The organism is Alkalicoccobacillus gibsonii, assembly GCF_016798245.1.
Classification (GTDB): domain Bacteria; phylum Bacillota; class Bacilli; order Bacillales; family Bacillaceae_D; genus Alkalicoccobacillus; species Alkalicoccobacillus gibsonii.
Map to the genome: position 1 here is coordinate 24,109 of NZ_JAEUZA010000002.1, position 17,151 is coordinate 41,259.

Below are 17,151 nucleotides of genomic sequence, written 5' to 3' on the forward strand. Positions count from 1 at the left end.
ACATGTAGACAAAAAAGGGAGCGAGCTTCAATGTGGGCAAATGGGTTGAAATGGATGTTCTTAATTGTAGGAACACTAATAGGTGCAGGTTATGCTTCCGGACGTGAGCTTTGGCAGTTCTTTGGCGCAGAGAGTAATGTAGCCATTCTTTTATTTACTGGACTGTTTACGGTTTCATGTTTTGTGATTTTAAATCTAGCGTATAAACAAAAGAGTACGCAGTATGTTCCATTGTTAACAACACTGGTTGGACCGAAGCTAGCACGGTTTTATGATTGGATTATTTTGTCTTATTTGTTCTCGACAACAACAATTATGCTTGCCGGTGCAGGAGCCACACTTGAGGTATATAACATTCCATTTTGGCTCGGAATGGTTGGTACTGCAGCGTTTGTCGTGCTTTTATTTTTACGTGATACCCAGGGTATGACCACCATTAATGCCTTTCTGATTCCAATATTAATTCTTTCTTTAGTTAGTATCTTATTAGTCTTTCAATCTTCGCTTGGATTTTCCTTCAGCTTTGATGTATCTCATCAATCAAATTGGCCGTCTGCTATCACATTTACTGCATTAAATATATTACCGATTGTAGCTGTGGTCTCAGCCATTGGGAATCAGATTTCCCATCGCGGAGAAATTTGGATTGCAACGATTGGGAGCGGCCTATTAATGGGGTCCATTTCGTACTTATATAATGAATCTCTCTTACAAATTGCAAATGAGATTATGTTTTACGAAATTCCCTTGTTTGTTATTCTTAAACAATATCCGTCTGTGATGGTTGTAGCGATGTCCGTTTTACTTTGGCTTGCAATCTATACAACAGCCGGAGCAGGGATCTTTGGCTTGATTTCGAGATTAAGAGGCGTATTAAAAGGGGAGACCTGGTTAGTGGCCATGCTGTTGCTTGCTATCATGGCTCCACTTACAACCTTTGGGTTCTCATCAATGATTGCTGTGTTATATCCGTTATATGGGGCTGTTAACCTTTATTTATTGGTTGCAATCATTTTATATCCATTCTTTCGTCATCCGATGTCAAAAAAGACCTTGTAAAGCATACGAGACGGTTTCCCTTTTCACTATGGTATCGTGTATAATAGAGGCAGTATGCTTCAAGGAGGTCGAATTGAATGGCAGATAAGGAATTCTTCCTTAACGATATTGTTGAGATGAGGAAGCCGCATCCTTGTGGAGCCAATCAGTGGAAGATTATTCGCGTAGGGATGGATGTACGCATTAAATGTATGAATTGCCAGCACAGCGTTATGCTTCCACGTAAGGAATTCACCCGCAAGCTTAAAAAGATTTTAGAACCTGCAGAACGTAGTGAGTGAAACAAGGTGAGGGGAGCCTGATCCGTTGCCTTGTTTTCTTGTGCCAAAATAGAGAAGACAGAAAAGGACGTGACTGAAGTGGCTTTAACAACAGGAATTGTGGGTCTACCAAACGTAGGGAAATCCACGTTATTTAATGCAATCACACAAGCTGGAGCGGAATCTGCAAACTATCCGTTCTGTACTATTGATCCAAATGTGGGGATCGTTGAAGTACCTGATCACCGTTTAAACGTATTAACAGAGCTTGTTGAACCGAAAAAAACTATTCCAACTGCATTTGAATTCACAGATATCGCTGGAATTGTAGAGGGTGCAAGTAAAGGGGAAGGACTTGGAAACAAATTCTTATCTCACATTCGCCAAGTAGATGCGATCTCTCACGTTGTACGATGCTTCGCAGATGATAACATCACACACGTAAACGGAAGTGTAGATCCGATTCGTGACATCCAAGTGATCAACCTTGAGCTAATCCTTGCAGACTTTGAATCAGTGGACAAGCGTATTGCACGTGTATCAAAGCTTGCTCGTACAAAGGATAAAGAAGCGGTAGCAGAGCTTGCAGTTCTTGAAAAACTACGTGATGCCTTTGAAGAAGAAAAGCCGGCTCGTAGCGTAGAGTTTACAGAAGACGAAGAGAAAATTGTTAAAGGACTTCACCTATTAACAAGTAAACCTGTTCTGTATGCAGCAAACGTAAGTGAAGAAGACATCATGGATCCAGAACAAAACGATTACGTAGCAAAGGTTAAAGCTTTTGCAGCTGAAGAAAACAGTGAAGTCATCGTTGTTTGTGCGAAGATTGAGGAAGAAATTGCGGAGCTTGAAGGCGATGAAAAACAAGAATTCCTTGATGATTTAGGAATCGCTGAATCAGGATTGGACCAACTGATCCGTGCCGCTTATCAATTGCTTGGCCTACAAACCTACTTCACAGCAGGCGTACAAGAAGTACGTGCGTGGACATTCAAAAAAGGCATCAAAGCACCACAAGCAGCTGGAATCATCCACACTGACTTCGAGCGTGGCTTCATCCGTGCTGAAATCGTTTCCTACGAAGACCTAGTCGATGCCAAATCGATGGCAGTCGCCAAAGAACGCGGAAAAGTCCGCTTAGAAGGAAAAGAATACATCGTCCAAGACGGAGACGTCATCCACTTCCGCTTTAACGTGTAAGCAGTAGAATACAATAGTAAGAATAAACCCCGAGCGTTCAAGAGAGCGCTCGGGGTTTTCTTATGTGGAATAGGAGCGAGGATGAAGGTGAGATGCGCGGGAGGAGAGGGAAGTGCGCGAGAATGAGGCTGAGGTGCGTGGGAGGAGAGAAAAGTGCGCGAGGATGAAGGTGAGGTGCGCGAGCGGGGAGAAAAGTGCGTGAGAATGAAGGTGAGGTGCGCGAGAGGAGAGGAAAGTGCGCGAGAATGAGGCCGAAATGCGCGCGCGAAAAGAAAAACACGCGAAAATTTCCATCAATACTCACAAATTCAAATCCCAGCACATAACCCACCCAAAACCAGCGAAAGAGAAGGGGTCGACTCCTAGTGGAGAAAAGGGCAAGGTTGAAATGGATTGGCGCAGCCAATTTAGTTCAACGCCCTCCACAGGAAAGCGTGCCCCTTCTCTGTAGCGACAGCTAAAGCACCTAAATAAAGTCATTAGTGCTTGTTGATTTTATCGTCCTTATCTGCTATCATTAATTGTTGTGAGTAAAATGACTCTGTCGATGAGTTTTGCTCCTTGCTCTGTTTATCGGAGCCGCTTAGACCAAAAGGAGGTGGCCGGAATGCGTAAGTACGAAATTATGTACATCATCGCTCCAAACCTGGAAGAATCAGCTTATAAAGAAATCGTTGAACGTTTTAACAACGTATTAACAACGAATGGTGCTGAGATCGAAAAGGTTAATGAAATGGGTAAACGTCGTTTAGCTTATGAAATCAATGATTTCACTGAAGGTTTCTACGTATTGCTAAACGTAAACGCTGCTGCTGATTCTGATGCGCTTAATGAATTTAATCGCTTAATCAAAATCAACGACAACGTTATTCGTGTCCTAGTAACTAAAGACGAACAATAATTAAAACCAGAGGTTAAGCAGTCTCGCTTAATCTTGCTTTTGGACATCCTCTCGGGGACCGTCTTAATACTTTTAGAAGCGGGAGGGATTTGGATGCTCAATCGTGTTGTCCTAGTTGGTCGCCTGACAAAAGATCCTGAATTACGTTATACACCAAGCGGAGTGGCTGTTGCTAACTTTACACTTGCTGTGAATCGTCCATTTTCGAATCAACAGGGAGATCGTGAAGCTGACTTCATCAACTGCGTCGTATGGCGTAAACCAGCTGAAAATGTAGCTAACTTTTTAACTAAAGGCAGCTTGGCAGGCGTCGATGGCCGTGTACAAACAAGAAGCTACGACAACAATGAAGGCCGTCGCGTCTATGTGACCGAAATCGTTGCCGAAAGCGTCCAGTTCCTGGAACCGCGTAACAGTCAGAACAACCAACAAAACAGTGGTTCACAGTCTAACAATAACTATGCTCAAGGTGGTTACGCTCCAAACCAGAACGATAACCGCGGACAGCAGCAGGGTGGATACAAGGATGACCCATTTGCAAATGATGGGAAACCCATTGATATCTCGGACGATGATCTACCGTTTTAAGTTTTCTGCCTGATCAATTATAAGAAAGGAGTTGTTCCGTTATGGCTCGTCGTGGTCGTCCTAAACGCCGGAAAGTTTGTTTCTTCACTGTAAACAAAATTACGCACATTGACTATAAGGATACTGAGCTTCTTAAACGTTTTATCTCAGAACGTGGCAAAATCTTGCCTCGTCGTGTGACTGGAACGTCTGCTAAGTACCAACGTAAATTGACTATCGCTATCAAGCGTTCACGTCAAATCGCATTACTTCCTTATGTTAACGAAGTAAACTAATGTTGATTAAATAGGTCGACGAGGAATCCGTTCCTCGTCGATTTATTTTTTTTACAGAAAGAGTGTACACTAAAAGGAAACCTTTAATTCTGTAGGCAATTACGATAAAATAGACAGGTATATATTGAGATGGAAGTAGACCTTTTTTCTTGTGAAAAAGGGTATGTGTTTCTTGTAAAAAGAGGTGACATCGTGAATCAAAAAAGTGCTTGGAAAGATGGCATTTTGATTGTTGGATTATATGTTTTACTATTACTTGCTACACTTCTTGTTCCGATTTTGAATGTGGTTGTCCTTTGGACTCTGCCACTACCACTTGTTTATTTTGCAGCGCGTCATGGAATCAAGCCTTCACTCCTTCTCTTTGGAATTCTCTGTATACTAACAGCTCTATTTGTTGAAGCGTTTATTCTAACCTTTGTGTGGGCATCTGTTGGTATTGTGATTGGTGAGCTTCATCGTAGAAAGGCCGATGGGTTTGCTGTATTGATTGGAGCGAGCTTAACGTACATATTCCATCTATTAATTGGATATGTGTTGTTAACGCTACTATCAGACCAAAGCTTGCGAGAGATGATTGCTACACAGCGTGATCAAGTAACATCCTTACTGGAACAAGCAGGAACCTCGTCAGGACAAATTGAATCGGTAACGGAGAGCTTAACCTTTATTCCTTATATCATCCCATTTATCTTAGTTCTAACTGGAACTGTTATGGGAGTTATAACAGTCTGGCTAGCGGGTATCTTGTTAAGACGCTGTAATCTAGAGGCAAACCGAGTACCACCTTTACGTGAATGGGGATTTCCGAAGGCCTTTATTTGGTACTATTTGATTGCGTTTATCTTACTACTTACCACGCAACCAGAAGAGGGAAGCACTCTTTTTATCGCAGTAACCAATGTGTTTTTATTAATAGAAACCATTATGACTATTCAAGGACTATCCTTTATCTTATTCTTCTTCCATTTGAAGAAGCTTCCTAAGATTGTTGGGATTCTTGCTGTGGTTGTAACACTAGTACTTGCGCCGCTTCAACAAATTGTTAGACTGGTCGGTATCGCTGATCTCGTTCTTGATTTGAAAAGTAGGCTGGGAAGCCAGAGAAAGTAGGAGTTGACAAGAATGCCGAAGTCTATAATGAAACGATGGCACGGCTATCATGTCATTGCATTGTTTGCTGTGGCGATTGTGTTAAGCACGTTGATTACATTTTGGCATTGGCAACTGGGTCTCGTAAGCTTTGCTGCTGTCATTCTTGTAGCCCTTTATTCGGTTTTCGCCAAACAGGGGTTTGAACAAGACTTGGAAGCGTATCTTTCTACTCTCTCCTATCGAGTGAATAAGGCTGGAGAGGGTGCCGTAGCCAATCTCCCAGTTGGCATCATTTTGTATAATGAGAATCATGTGATTCAGTGGGTCAATCCTTTTGTAAATAATCGAATTGAGGGCGATCTGATTGGAGAGAATCTCTCTGTGATTAGTGAAGATCTTCTTGTGATTCTTGATGAGGGCTCTACGTCTGAGACGATTCAAGTTGATTCGGTGTTTTATCACGTAGAGGTTGAACGCAATGAACGACTCATTTACTTAACGGATGTAACCGAAAAGGAAGAGACAAAAGAGCTGTACGAAGATACTCAGACTGTTGTTTCATTGATTTACTTAGATAACTATGATGAAGTCACACAGGGCATGGAAGAGCAAGTCAGAAGTCGGATGATGAGTACGATTACGTCTACGTTAAATCAATGGGCGAATGACTACGATATTTTCCTAAGACGAACGGCTTCAGATCGGTTTCTAGCTGTGATGAATTATAAGTCACTTCTGTTGCTCGAAGAAAATAAGTTCGCAATTGTGGATGAGATTCGAGAGGCGACAAGTAGAGAAAAAGCATCCATTACATTAAGTATTGGTGTGGGGACGGATGAGTCCTCTCTTAGAGAGCTCGGACAAGTCGCACAATCAAGCTTAGACCTTGCTTTGGGTCGTGGTGGAGACCAGGTAGCGATCAAACGAAAGAATGGTCGTGTCCGGTTCTACGGAGGCAAAACCAATGCAATGGAGAAACGTACACGTGTGCGAGCACGAGTCATTTCCCATGCATTACGTGACTTTGTGACAGAAAGTGAACGTGTGATTGTAATGGGGCATTCGCGTCCAGATATGGATGCAATTGGTGCCTCAATCGGTGTACTTAAAATTGCAGATGTAAATGATCGAGAAGGATACATTGTTCTTGATCAAAGTGATATGAATGCAGATGTACAAAGATTGATGGAAGAAGTGGAAACGCACGATCACCTTTGGTCACAATTTATTTCACCAGAAGAAGCCGTCTCTTTAATTGATAAAGAAACGCTGCTCGTGATTGTGGATACACACAAGCCTTCGATGGTTATTGAACCGAGACTACTTGATATGGTTGACCGAGTCGTAGTACTTGATCATCATAGACGTGGGGAAGACTTTATTAACGATCCTGTTCTTGTGTATATGGAGCCTTACGCTTCATCTACAGCTGAGCTTGTCACAGAGCTGCTTGAATATCAGCCAAAGCAATTAAACATGGATCGACTTGAAGCCACAGCGCTCCTTGCTGGGATTATCGTTGATACGAAGAGCTTCGCCGTACGAACGGGTGCCAGAACCTTTGATGCTGCATCGTTCCTACGTTCAAATGGAGCTGATACGGTGCTTGTTCAAAAGCTCCTGAAGGAAGACTTGGAACACTATAAGAAGCGTGCTAAGCTTGTGGAATCAGGAGATATGTACCGCGAAGGCTATATGATTGCCACAGCTGATCCATCAGAGACGTACACACAGCTGATCATTGCCCAGGCTGCAGATACGCTTCTAACCATGAAGCAAGTGGTTGCATCCTTTGTGATCTCACAGCGAGAAGATGGATTGGTCAGTATTAGTGCACGATCGTTGGGTGAAATAAACGTTCAGGTTATAATGGAGAGACTAAATGGCGGAGGACACTTGTCCAATGCGGCTACCCAGCTTGAGGGGGTAAGCGTGGAAGAAGCAAAAGAAGCGCTTCAAGAGGCCATTGATGAAGTGATAGGGGGAGACGAATAATGGAAGTTATTTTCTTAGAAGACGTTAAAGGAAAAGGAAAAAAAGGCGAGAAGAAGAATGTATCTGAAGGGTACGCTCGTAACTACCTTCTCCCAAATAACTTAGCTGTCGCTGCAACAAAAGGGAACGTAAAGGACCTTGAAGCGAAGCAAAAAAGCGCAGATAAGAAACAAGAAGAGGAACTAGCCGATGCGAAAGCATATAAAGATGAGCTAGAGGCTCTAACTGTTGAAATCAAAGCAAAATCAGGAGAAGGCGGACGTTTATTCGGAGCAATCTCTACAAAGCAAATTGCTGAGACATTAAAGAAAATGAAAAAGAAAGTCGATAAGCGTAAAATCGGTCTGGATGAGCCAATCCGTTCACTTGGCGTAACTAAAGTACCGATCAAGATTCACCCTGAAGTAACAGCAACTGTTAAAGTACATGTGGTTGAAGAATAAGAGAGACCTGGAAAAGCAGCTGTCCTCCAAGCTGGAGGCGGTTGTTTTTTTGCGAAAGGAAGAGTAATCGTGAGTGAGTTGTTTTCAGACAGAACCCCTCCACAAAATATAGAAGCAGAGCAAGCCGTTTTAGGTGCGATTTTTCTCTCGGATGCAGCCTTAATTACTGCAACGGAGAAGCTGATGCCCGAAGACTTTTACCGGGCTGCGCATCAACGCATCTATCAGGTTATGGTGGAGCTTGCTGAAAAAGGTGAGCCCGTTGACTTAGTCACCGTAACCTCTGATCTGCAGGATCGCAAATGGCTTGAGGAAATTGGCGGTGTTGCATACCTAGGGGATATCGCAAATGCCGTCCCAACTGCTGCTAACGTTGAATACTATAGCCGGATCGTGGAAGAAAAGTCTGTACTAAGACGACTCATTCGCGTGGCAACGGATATTGCAGCAGAGGGATACGCCAACGAGGAAGAAGTCGACACCATCTTAAACGAAGCAGAGAAGACGATTCTCGAAGTCTCACACCGTCAGAATACAAGCGCCTTTATCTCGATTAAAGATGTGCTTGTGGAAACCTATGACCGGATTGAGATGCTTCAAAACCAAACGGGTGATATTACCGGGATTGCCACTGGATTTACCGAGCTTGATAAGATGACCGCTGGATTCCAGCGCAATGATTTGATTATCGTGGCTGCTCGTCCATCAGTAGGTAAAACCGCCTTTGCCTTAAACATTGCGCAAAACGTTGCCACAAAAACAGAGGAAAGTGTCGCTATCTTCAGCTTAGAGATGGGAGCCAGTCAGCTTGTACAGCGGATGCTTTGTGCCGAGGGCAATATCGATGCCCAGCGCATGAGAACCGGTGCTCTAAATGACGAGGATTGGCAGAAGCTGACCATGGCCATGGGCTCACTATCAAAGGCCGGTATCTATATAGACGATACACCAGGTGTGAAAGTAAACGACATTCGTGCCAAATGCCGCCGTCTGAAGCAAGAAAATGGACTCGGTATGATTATGATTGATTACCTGCAGCTCATCCAAGGAAATGGCCGAAGCGGCGAGAACCGTCAGCAAGAAGTATCAGAAATTTCGCGTACGCTAAAAGCCATTGCAAGGGAGCTTGAAGTTCCGGTTATCGCTTTATCCCAGCTATCACGTGGCGTAGAGCAGAGACAAGACAAACGTCCAATGATGTCTGATATCCGGGAATCAGGAAGTATCGAGCAGGATGCCGATATCGTTGCGTTCCTGTATCGTGACGATTACTACGACAAAGAATCGGAAAACCAAAACATCATTGAAATTATCATCGCTAAACAGCGGAACGGCCCAGTCGGAACCGTCGAGCTCGCTTTCGTTAAGGAATATAACAAATTCGTAAACCTCGACAGGAGACACGACGAACGCGACATGCCACCAGGCGCATAAGGAAAAAGCAGAGCATGTGTGTGCTCTGCTTTTTTATATAGCTTATCTTGCATGTTTTCCAACGGGTTTGAACACCCATTTAATCATCTCAACAACAAGAGCAAGCACAACATTTAACACAAACAAAGTTGTCACTAAAATCATACCGATAAATAAATAGTAACTATGTATATTAGCTGTAATGACGTACAACGAAATGGCCAATAGTAATAAAAAGACTGAAAACGCCCATAGCTTATTACTAAACGCTCGCATCCATTCACTCCTCTCGTATCTCCTTGTACAACCCTATTCCTCTGTCCCTTCTTTCATGCACGGTAAAACCTTTATTACAGATTTTTTATAAATAAAAAGCTGATACCAAGAACGTTGATGCCGGAACAAAGAAGAAAGGCAGATGAAGCAAGAACTTGGAGGCGTTACCAAGAAGAATGGAGAGTGGAGCAAGCTAGAAGGGGGGACAATCAAGAAGAGAGCATCGATAGCAAGAAGAACCGACCGAGAACCAAGCTGGAGCAATCGATACCAAGAAGTGGAGCAGTCTTAGCAAGCCCGCAGAATGTAAAACCAAGAGAAAAGCCCAATCAACCAAGATCGTACAACCCAATAAGGAATAAACGTATCCACGTTTAAGAAAGGCGATTCTTATGTAGGAAAGTGCTAAAACCAAGAACATAGGAGACAGTACTAAGGAGAAAGGCATTTTAATCAAGAGCGTAGAGACGTTACCAAGAAGAATGGAGAGTGGAGCAAGCTAAACAGGGGTACCAATCAAGAAAAGCCCCCTGATACTAAGAAGAAACGATCAAAAACCAAGCCACACCCCTCGATACCAAGAAATCAATTAACGATACCAAGCCCGCGCAACACCATACTAAGAAAATAGCCCACCCAACCAAGAACCCATCCCAATTTTATTAAGAAAACCTACTATTTTGACCCAGTCACCCCCAAAACAACTCTAGTAAGCTCTTTTTATACGAACAAATGTAGAATTTACGAATAAGAATGTTCGTGTTTTGTTTGACGATGCCTTCTCTAGCTGATATACTTATCAAGGGTTTTTAGAAGAGAGTTGGAGGTGCAACAAATGTCATCAGTTGTTGTTGTAGGAACACAGTGGGGCGACGAAGGAAAAGGAAAAATTACCGATTATCTTTCTGAAAAAGCAGAGGTTGTCGCACGTTACCAAGGTGGAAATAACGCGGGACATACGATTGTGTTTGGTGGAACGAAGTACAAGCTTCACCTTATCCCATCCGGAATCTTCTATAAAGAGAAGGATTGCGTGATTGGAAACGGAATGGTGATTGATCCGAAAGCACTTCTTGAAGAATTAAAATATCTACATGATCGTGATGTAGACACAAGTAACCTTAAAATTAGTAATCGTGCACATGTGATTCTTCCTTATCACTTAAAGCTTGATATTGTGGAAGAGGATCGTAAAGGCGAAAATAAAATTGGGACAACCAAAAAAGGGATTGGCCCTGCATATATGGATAAGGCAGCACGTATCGGGATTCGTATCGCTGACTTATTGGATAAAGAAACATTTGAAGAGAAGCTTGAGCTGAATCTTAAAGAGAAAAACCGTCTGTTTGAGAAATATTATGAGACAGAAGGATTCACAAAAGAAGAGATTTTTGAAGAGTACTATGAGTACGGGCAGCAAATCGCTAAATACGTGTGTGACACATCTGTAGTGTTAAACGATGCATTAGACGATGGACGTCGTGTTCTATTTGAAGGTGCACAAGGCGTTATGCTTGATATTGATCAAGGTACGTATCCATTTGTTACGTCTTCTAACCCAATTGCAGGTGGAGTAACGATTGGTTCTGGTGTTGGTCCTTCAAAGATTAATCATGTAGTTGGGGTATCCAAAGCGTATACCACTCGTGTTGGAGATGGTCCATTCCCAACTGAGCTTCATGATGAAATCGGTGACTTGATCCGTGATGTAGGGAATGAGTACGGAACAACGACTGGCCGTCCGCGTCGTGTGGGCTGGTTTGATAGTGTTGTTGTGCGTCATGCTCGTCGTGTAAGTGGGATTACAGATCTATCTCTAAACTCCATTGATGTATTAACTGGAATTGAGACATTAAAGATCTGTACATCATACAAATACCGTGGAGAAGTGATGGAAGAGTTCCCAGCTAGCTTAAAGGTCCTTGCTGAATGTGAGCCTGTATTCGAAGAGCTTCCAGGCTGGACTGAGGACATTACAGGAGCGAAAAGCTTGTCTGATCTACCTGAAAATGCACGTCACTACATTGAGCGTGTATCTCAATTAACAGGTATTCCGTTAACAATCTTCTCTGTTGGACCAGATCGTGATCAAACGAATCTTGTTCGTGGAGTATTTGCTTAAGAAACAGAAGGCGCAAGGAGCGAAATTGCTCCTTGCATTCCCCTGTTTTATCCTATATTCTTGATGAAGAGAAAAAAGTACAAGAAATCACAAGTTTTTTTATAAAAAACGTTGCACAGGACAAGCATATATGCTAAGATAAATCTTGTCGTCAAAGACAACATGTTAAAAACATGAGCCATTAGCTCAGTTGGTAGAGCATCTGACTTTTAATCAGAGGGTCGAAGGTTCGAATCCTTCATGGCTCACTTCTTTGAAAAATCTTTACATAGTGGCCCGTTGGTCAAGCGGTTAAGACACCGCCCTTTCACGGCGGTATCACGGGTTCGAGTCCCGTACGGGTCACCATTTATTCGGTCTGGTAGTTCAGTTGGTTAGAATGCCTGCCTGTCACGCAGGAGGTCGCGGGTTCGAGTCCCGTCCAGACCGCCATTTTATTTGAATAGTAGTGTGGCTTAGTAGCTCAGTTGGTAGAGCAACGGACTGAAAATCCGTGTGTCGGCAGTTCGATTCTGTCCTGAGCCACCATTTGCCGGCCTAGCTCAATTGGTAGAGCAACTGACTTGTAATCAGTAGGTTGGGGGTTCAAGTCCTCTGGCCGGCATTCATTCGCTAGAGAACCCTCATCATGAATACTTGATTGAGGGTTCTTTTTGTACGAGTGGCATGTAATGATCTTGAACGAACGTATATAGATGAGCTTTCCCGTGCAACGGTACATATGGATGTCGTTTGGTCACGGGTTTATTTGTGTTAAACTAAAAGAAGCTAGAACAGAATAGGAGAGACTTGTTAATGGATAAACGAATTCTCGTTGTGGATGACGAACGTCCCATTGCAGATATCTTAAAATTTAACCTCGAAAAAGAGGGATTTGAGGTCGTCTGTGCCTATGACGGCGTTGAGGCTATGGAACAAGTTAAACAGGAAAAGCCTGATTTAATTTTATTGGATATTATGCTTCCTCATAAAGATGGAATGGAAGTATGTAGAGAAGTACGAAAAAGCTATGATATTCCGATCATTATGCTAACCGCTAAGGATTCGGAGATTGATAAAGTGCTAGGGCTGGAGCTTGGCGCGGATGATTATGTAACAAAACCATTCAGTACTAGAGAGCTTCTTGCACGTGTGAAAGCAAACCTACGTCGTCAAAAGACAACGGAGGAAGCGCCGGCTCAGAAAGAGCTTGTTATTGGAAGTCTAGTGATCTATCCCGATGCATACCAGGTTAAGAGACGTGGGGAGCCAATTGAGCTGACTCACCGTGAGTTTGAATTGATCCACTATCTCGCCAAGCATCTCGGCCAAGTCATGACCAGAGAGCATTTGCTTCAGGCTGTATGGGGCTATGATTACTTTGGAGATGTACGGACCGTCGATGTAACCGTACGACGTTTGCGTGAAAAAGTAGAAGACAATCCAAGCTTTCCTGCGTGGATTATTACCCGTCGTGGAGTCGGATATTTCTTAAATGAACCAGAGCCAGAGGAGCAGGAGAAGTCCTGATGGATAGAAGGATTGGCTTCTTTAAATCGATTCAGTTTAAGCTGATTATCGCCTATGTTCTTTTAATCCTTGTGGCTGTTCAAGTGATTGGTGTGTACTTTTCGAGGCAGCTTGAGCAGGATCTTTTAGAGAACCATTTTGATGTACTGAGCGAGCGCTCTACGCTGTTAAACTATCAGTTGACTCAGTTGATGGGTAACCCACCTGAAGAGCGTGATGAGCTTACCGATAAAATTAATGCGCTTCTGCGTGATTTCTTTACGATTGATAATGCAACTGTACAAGTAATTGATAAGAATGAAGTGATTCTCGGAACGTCAAATACTGGCGCTCGGGATCAGATTGGAATGCGGAATAATGAGATTCGAGTCAAACGTGCCTTACTTGGTTCAACCGAGGAGGGTGAGGTAAAAGACTCGAATAATGAGCGTTTCCGTATTATGGCTGTTCCGATCATGCAGGACAATGAAACGGTGCTTGGGGTCATTTACATTCAGGCATCACTTGAGGATATCTATACGCAAATTAGTGAGATTAATAGCATTCTCTTTAAAGGAACGACAATTGCTCTTATCATATCGGCGATTCTCGTTATTTTACTTGCGCGTACGATTATTGTGCCGATTTTGGAGATGCGGAAGCAAACCTTACGTATGAGTCACGGGGACTTCTCGCGCCAGGTAAAGGTATATAGTACAGATGAGATCGGACAGCTGGCAACATCCTTTAACCAGCTGACAATGAAGCTTCATGATGCGACATTAACTCGTGATCGTGAGCAAAAGCGACTAAGCTCTGTGCTTTCAAATATGACTGATGGTGTGGTTGCGACCGATCAAAATGGACGAGTCATTCTTTTAAATAAACGCGCAGAAGAGCTATTAGGTGTTTCTAGTAAGCAAGTGATGCGTCAGCCGTTAACAGATGTGCTTCAGCTGACAGATACGTATGGGGTATATGACCTCTATGATCACTCAGGCTCCCTTCTACTTGATTTTAGTAATGAAGAAGGGCAATACCTACTTGAAGCCAATTTCTCTGTGATACAAGAGGATGAGGGGCCAATCAATGGACTCATCACCGTTCTTCATGATGTTACAGAAAAAGAAAAGATTGAACAGGAACGACGTGAGTTTGTAGCGAACGTGTCACACGAGCTACGTACACCACTGACAACGATGAAGAGCTATCTTGAAGCATTAGAGGATGGCGTGATGCGAGACGAGGAAATGGGTCCTCGCTTCTTAAAGGTGACGCAAAATGAGACGGAACGTATGATTCGACTCGTAAATGATTTGCTTCAGCTTTCAAAAATCGACAGCGAAGATTATCAGTTTAATCTACAATGGATTGATTTTGGACAATTTTTGCATGAAGTACTCGATCGTTTTGAAATTATTGCCCAGGAAAAGAATATCGAATTAAATCGACATATCTCGAAAAAACCAAGCTATGTCGAAATGGATCAGGATAAGCTGATTCAAGTATTGGACAATATTATTTCTAACGCCTTAAAATATTCAGCTGAGGGCGCAAACATTACAACCACCCTGCTCCATCAGGGAAATCATGTGCGCGTAAGTATCGCTGACCAAGGGATGGGTATTCCCCGGGAAAGTCAGCTGAAAATATTCGACAGATTCTACCGTGTCGATCGTGCCAGAGCGCGTAATATCGGTGGAACAGGTCTAGGTTTGGCGATTGCAAAAGAATTGGTACAAGCCCACGGTGGAGACATTTGGGTGCATAGTGAGTACGGCGAAGGAACAACCATCTACTTCACATTACCCTACTCAACATCTAAGGGAGGAGACATGTGAACGTGAGAGGGCTATATTATGAACGACTTAAAACATGGTTACTCGTATTTTTGGTCCTTTTAAGCTTAGTCTTAACTTACTTTCTCTGGACCTATAAGCCGGATTTAATGGAACAGGATTCCGAAGCAGTAGAAGTAAACGAAATTGGTGAGGAAAAGTCGATTCAGGACGTGATTCGACCAAGTAAAATTGTGAAGCATCAATTTGGAGAAAGCTTTATGGTGCTTGAAACAGATGAGCTATTCGATGAGATCTATCAAACTCTTTTAAATGCTGATCTATATGAGACCAATGCTTTTCCACAAACGGATGTAACAACAGGCATTGAGTTTGTATTTCCAGATCGTATTCCTATGGGTATGTTTATGAGTCTGTTCTCTCAGGATCGCCAGGAGGATGAGTTTCCTCTCCGTGGAGTCGATCGGGTTCTTCTGTACGAAGACGAACCTGACAATGGAGTAAAGCTACAGGTCTACTCTTCGGGGGATAAGGCGCCGTTTGAGATTCCGACTAGCTTTCAAGCATCTGATCTCCAACGATTTCTTGATGATGATACTGCCGTTCCTGCGATTACAGTGAATGAGCCAAATACAGATTCATATATCTTAAATCAAGAAAATATCTATATCCCGTCTGGTGAGATTGCGTATGCACGTCAGCAGTACTCAACCGAACGAGTACCGGCAGATGACATTACAAAGACCTTGTTCCCTGACCCACAAACGGTTCGAAACTATCGTCAAAGTAACGGGGAATTTACCTATACTGATGGGACTCGAATCTTGAATTTGCGAGATAATGAGAACTTCATGACTTATCGAAACTCTTCTATCTCAGATTCAACGAATTCATCAACAAGCAGCATTCCACAAACAAGCTTTGATTACATTAATAATCATCATGGCTGGACCAATGATTACGTCTTAAGCAGGTGGAGAGAATCAAACGAGCGAGAATCGGCGGTGTACCGTCTATTCGTGAACAATCTACCTGTCTTTAATTTTAAAAACAGTCGGGATAGCATGACCATTCAGGTTGAAAAGTCAGGCACGCAGACTACAAGCTACGAACGACCGCTCCTCAAGCTTGACCCTACGCCAATTGATGAACAGAATATAGAGCTACAATCGGGTGTGAGTGTGTTAGAAAAGCTTGAGGCAGCAGAGAACCTTGATCTGACGAATGTTCAGGATGTACGAGTTGGATATGAAATGATTGATCAAGACAACCAGCGTGGACTGGTCACGTTTGAACCAGCATGGTATGTCTTTACGTCTAACAGTAATGGTTGGCAGAAGGTTCCGGCAGAAGGAGGAGCAAATGAATTGGAGTAGAACCAAAACGGTATTCATTATGACCTTTCTTCTCTTAAACCTTTTTCTTGGCTATCAGCTTTACGAAGTGAATGACGAAAATCAACTGAGCCTGATCAGTGGGAATAGCACACAGGATCGGTTGAGAGAAAACAAAATTAGTATTGATGTCGAACTTCCAGATGACTTAGAAGAAGTCGAATATCTGGTTGGCGAAAAGGAAAAAAGAAATTCTACGGACGTTGATGCACTTGCTCTAAACGGGCAAACGGCAGAGCTCAAAGATGAGCAAACCATCGTCTCAACGCTAGATGATCCGTTTCCGATTGGCGAAGAACGAGAAACCCTTAATCAGTTTCTAACCGCCTATGTAACAAACGGGGATGAATATCAATTTGTTCGAGAAGAGAATAACGTGATCTACCTTGATCAGATATTCGATGAATTGCCTGTGTTCACGAACCAGAATGAGCCCTTAAGATTACTTGTGAACACGGACAATGAAGTGTATGCCTATGAGCAGGAGTATTGGAATTTCGAGAAGCAAGGAGATCCAAAGGATACACTCATAAACTTACGTGCCATTGAAACGTTATTTAATCAACAATATATAACGATGAATCAACGGGTCACAGACTTTCAGCTAGGCTATTACAGCTTTTTTAAAGAGTCTCGAGTCTTTGCTCCAATTATGCGAATCGTCGTCGATAAAGGCGAGGACCTGGGCGAGGTTACGTATCTCGTTAATGCCTTTGAAGGGACTGTCCAAGAACAAGGAATCCTCGATGAAGAGGAAGAATCTCTTGATCTTGACCTTGTAGAGCCTGATGAGGAACGTGAGTCTGATGAAGAAGAGATGATAGAGGATTAACCGGAAAGGAG

At 43.0% G+C, this 17,151-nt stretch carries 17 protein-coding genes and 5 tRNA genes; 21 read left to right on the top strand and 1 reads right to left on the bottom strand.

The features are described 5' to 3' along the window. Positions 1-30: 30 nt before the first annotated feature. The 10 genes from JNO66_RS07000 (at position 31) to dnaB (ending at position 9,250) form a co-directional block, all read left to right on the top strand. Positions 31-1,059 carry a YkvI family membrane protein gene (locus JNO66_RS07000; protein WP_203087560.1) on the top strand — a complete coding sequence of 343 codons (1,029 nt, stop codon included), beginning with the start codon at positions 31-33 and terminating at the stop codon, positions 1,057-1,059. Positions 1,060-1,136: 77 nt separating this feature from the next. Continuing rightward, on the top strand, positions 1,137-1,340 hold the full coding sequence (locus tag JNO66_RS07005) for a DUF951 domain-containing protein (protein ID WP_203087561.1): 204 nt from the start codon (positions 1,137-1,139) through the stop codon (positions 1,338-1,340). A 78-nt stretch (positions 1,341-1,418) separates the two neighbouring features. Beyond that, positions 1,419-2,519, top strand: coding sequence for a redox-regulated ATPase YchF (ychF, locus tag JNO66_RS07010; RefSeq protein ID WP_203087562.1), 1,101 nt, complete (start codon positions 1,419-1,421; stop codon positions 2,517-2,519). Between the two features lie 607 nt (positions 2,520-3,126). Next, positions 3,127-3,420, top strand: coding sequence for a 30S ribosomal protein S6 (gene rpsF, locus JNO66_RS07015; protein WP_203087563.1), 294 nt, complete (start codon positions 3,127-3,129; stop codon positions 3,418-3,420). Between the two features lie 93 nt (positions 3,421-3,513). Further along, positions 3,514-4,008 (top strand): single-stranded DNA-binding protein, encoded by a 495-nt coding sequence (ssb, locus tag JNO66_RS07020; RefSeq protein ID WP_203087564.1) that lies wholly within the window; start codon positions 3,514-3,516, stop codon positions 4,006-4,008. 41 nt (positions 4,009-4,049) lie between these two features. Then, positions 4,050-4,283 (top strand): 30S ribosomal protein S18, encoded by a 234-nt coding sequence (gene rpsR, locus JNO66_RS07025; protein ID WP_143848023.1) that lies wholly within the window; start codon positions 4,050-4,052, stop codon positions 4,281-4,283. 192 nt (positions 4,284-4,475) lie between these two features. Continuing rightward, complete coding sequence (locus JNO66_RS07030) at positions 4,476-5,396, top strand: YybS family protein (RefSeq protein WP_203087565.1); 921 nt, start codon at positions 4,476-4,478, stop codon at positions 5,394-5,396. Between the two features lie 12 nt (positions 5,397-5,408). Next, a complete protein-coding gene (locus JNO66_RS07035; protein WP_203087566.1) occupies positions 5,409-7,373 on the top strand; it encodes a DHH family phosphoesterase in 1,965 nt (654 codons plus the stop codon). After that, positions 7,373-7,816: a 50S ribosomal protein L9 gene (gene rplI / locus JNO66_RS07040; RefSeq protein WP_203087567.1), complete on the top strand. Its 444-nt coding sequence runs from the start codon at positions 7,373-7,375 to the stop codon at positions 7,814-7,816. Before JNO66_RS07035 ends, rplI begins: the two co-directional genes overlap by 1 nt. Positions 7,817-7,885: 69 nt before the next feature. After that, a complete protein-coding gene (dnaB, locus tag JNO66_RS07045; RefSeq protein WP_203087568.1) occupies positions 7,886-9,250 on the top strand; it encodes a replicative DNA helicase in 1,365 nt (454 codons plus the stop codon). A 42-nt stretch (positions 9,251-9,292) separates the two neighbouring features. Here the strand turns inward: dnaB and JNO66_RS07050 are convergent, their stop codons facing one another. Beyond that, positions 9,293-9,505 (bottom strand): hypothetical protein, encoded by a 213-nt coding sequence (locus JNO66_RS07050; RefSeq protein ID WP_203087569.1) that lies wholly within the window; start codon positions 9,503-9,505, stop codon positions 9,293-9,295. 142 nt (positions 9,506-9,647) lie between these two features. Between JNO66_RS07050 and JNO66_RS07055 the strand changes: the two genes are divergently transcribed. The 11 genes from JNO66_RS07055 to JNO66_RS07105 all read left to right on the top strand — a co-directional run bounded on the left by JNO66_RS07055 (position 9,648) and on the right by JNO66_RS07105 (position 17,140). Further along, positions 9,648-9,797: a hypothetical protein gene (locus JNO66_RS07055; protein ID WP_203087570.1), complete on the top strand. Its 150-nt coding sequence runs from the start codon at positions 9,648-9,650 to the stop codon at positions 9,795-9,797. A 543-nt stretch (positions 9,798-10,340) separates the two neighbouring features. Beyond that, on the top strand, positions 10,341-11,627 hold the full coding sequence (locus JNO66_RS07060) for an adenylosuccinate synthase (protein WP_203087571.1): 1,287 nt from the start codon (positions 10,341-10,343) through the stop codon (positions 11,625-11,627). Between the two features lie 175 nt (positions 11,628-11,802). Next, positions 11,803-11,875: transfer RNA gene (locus tag JNO66_RS07065), tRNA-Lys, on the top strand. Between the two features lie 25 nt (positions 11,876-11,900). Next, a tRNA-Glu gene (locus JNO66_RS07070) sits at positions 11,901-11,975 on the top strand. Between the two features lie 7 nt (positions 11,976-11,982). Beyond that, positions 11,983-12,059: transfer RNA gene (locus JNO66_RS07075), tRNA-Asp, on the top strand. Positions 12,060-12,079: 20 nt separating this feature from the next. Beyond that, positions 12,080-12,155: transfer RNA gene (locus JNO66_RS07080), tRNA-Phe, on the top strand. 3 nt (positions 12,156-12,158) lie between these two features. Next, positions 12,159-12,231: transfer RNA gene (locus tag JNO66_RS07085), tRNA-Thr, on the top strand. A 191-nt stretch (positions 12,232-12,422) separates the two neighbouring features. Beyond that, entirely contained in the window at positions 12,423-13,136 is a 714-nt protein-coding gene (yycF, locus tag JNO66_RS07090; RefSeq protein ID WP_203087572.1) for a response regulator YycF, read from the top strand. Then, the gene (gene walK / locus JNO66_RS07095; RefSeq protein WP_203087573.1) at positions 13,136-14,956 is read left to right on the top strand and encodes a cell wall metabolism sensor histidine kinase WalK; all 1,821 of its coding nucleotides are present in this window, start codon (positions 13,136-13,138) and stop codon (positions 14,954-14,956) included. The genes yycF and walK overlap by 1 nt, the downstream gene beginning before the upstream one ends. 2 nt (positions 14,957-14,958) lie before the next feature. Then, on the top strand, positions 14,959-16,290 hold the full coding sequence (locus JNO66_RS07100) for a YycH family regulatory protein (RefSeq protein WP_203087574.1): 1,332 nt from the start codon (positions 14,959-14,961) through the stop codon (positions 16,288-16,290). Further along, positions 16,277-17,140 carry a two-component system regulatory protein YycI gene (locus tag JNO66_RS07105; protein ID WP_203087575.1) on the top strand — a complete coding sequence of 288 codons (864 nt, stop codon included), beginning with the start codon at positions 16,277-16,279 and terminating at the stop codon, positions 17,138-17,140. The genes JNO66_RS07100 and JNO66_RS07105 overlap by 14 nt, the downstream gene beginning before the upstream one ends. Positions 17,141-17,151 lie beyond the last annotated feature (11 nt).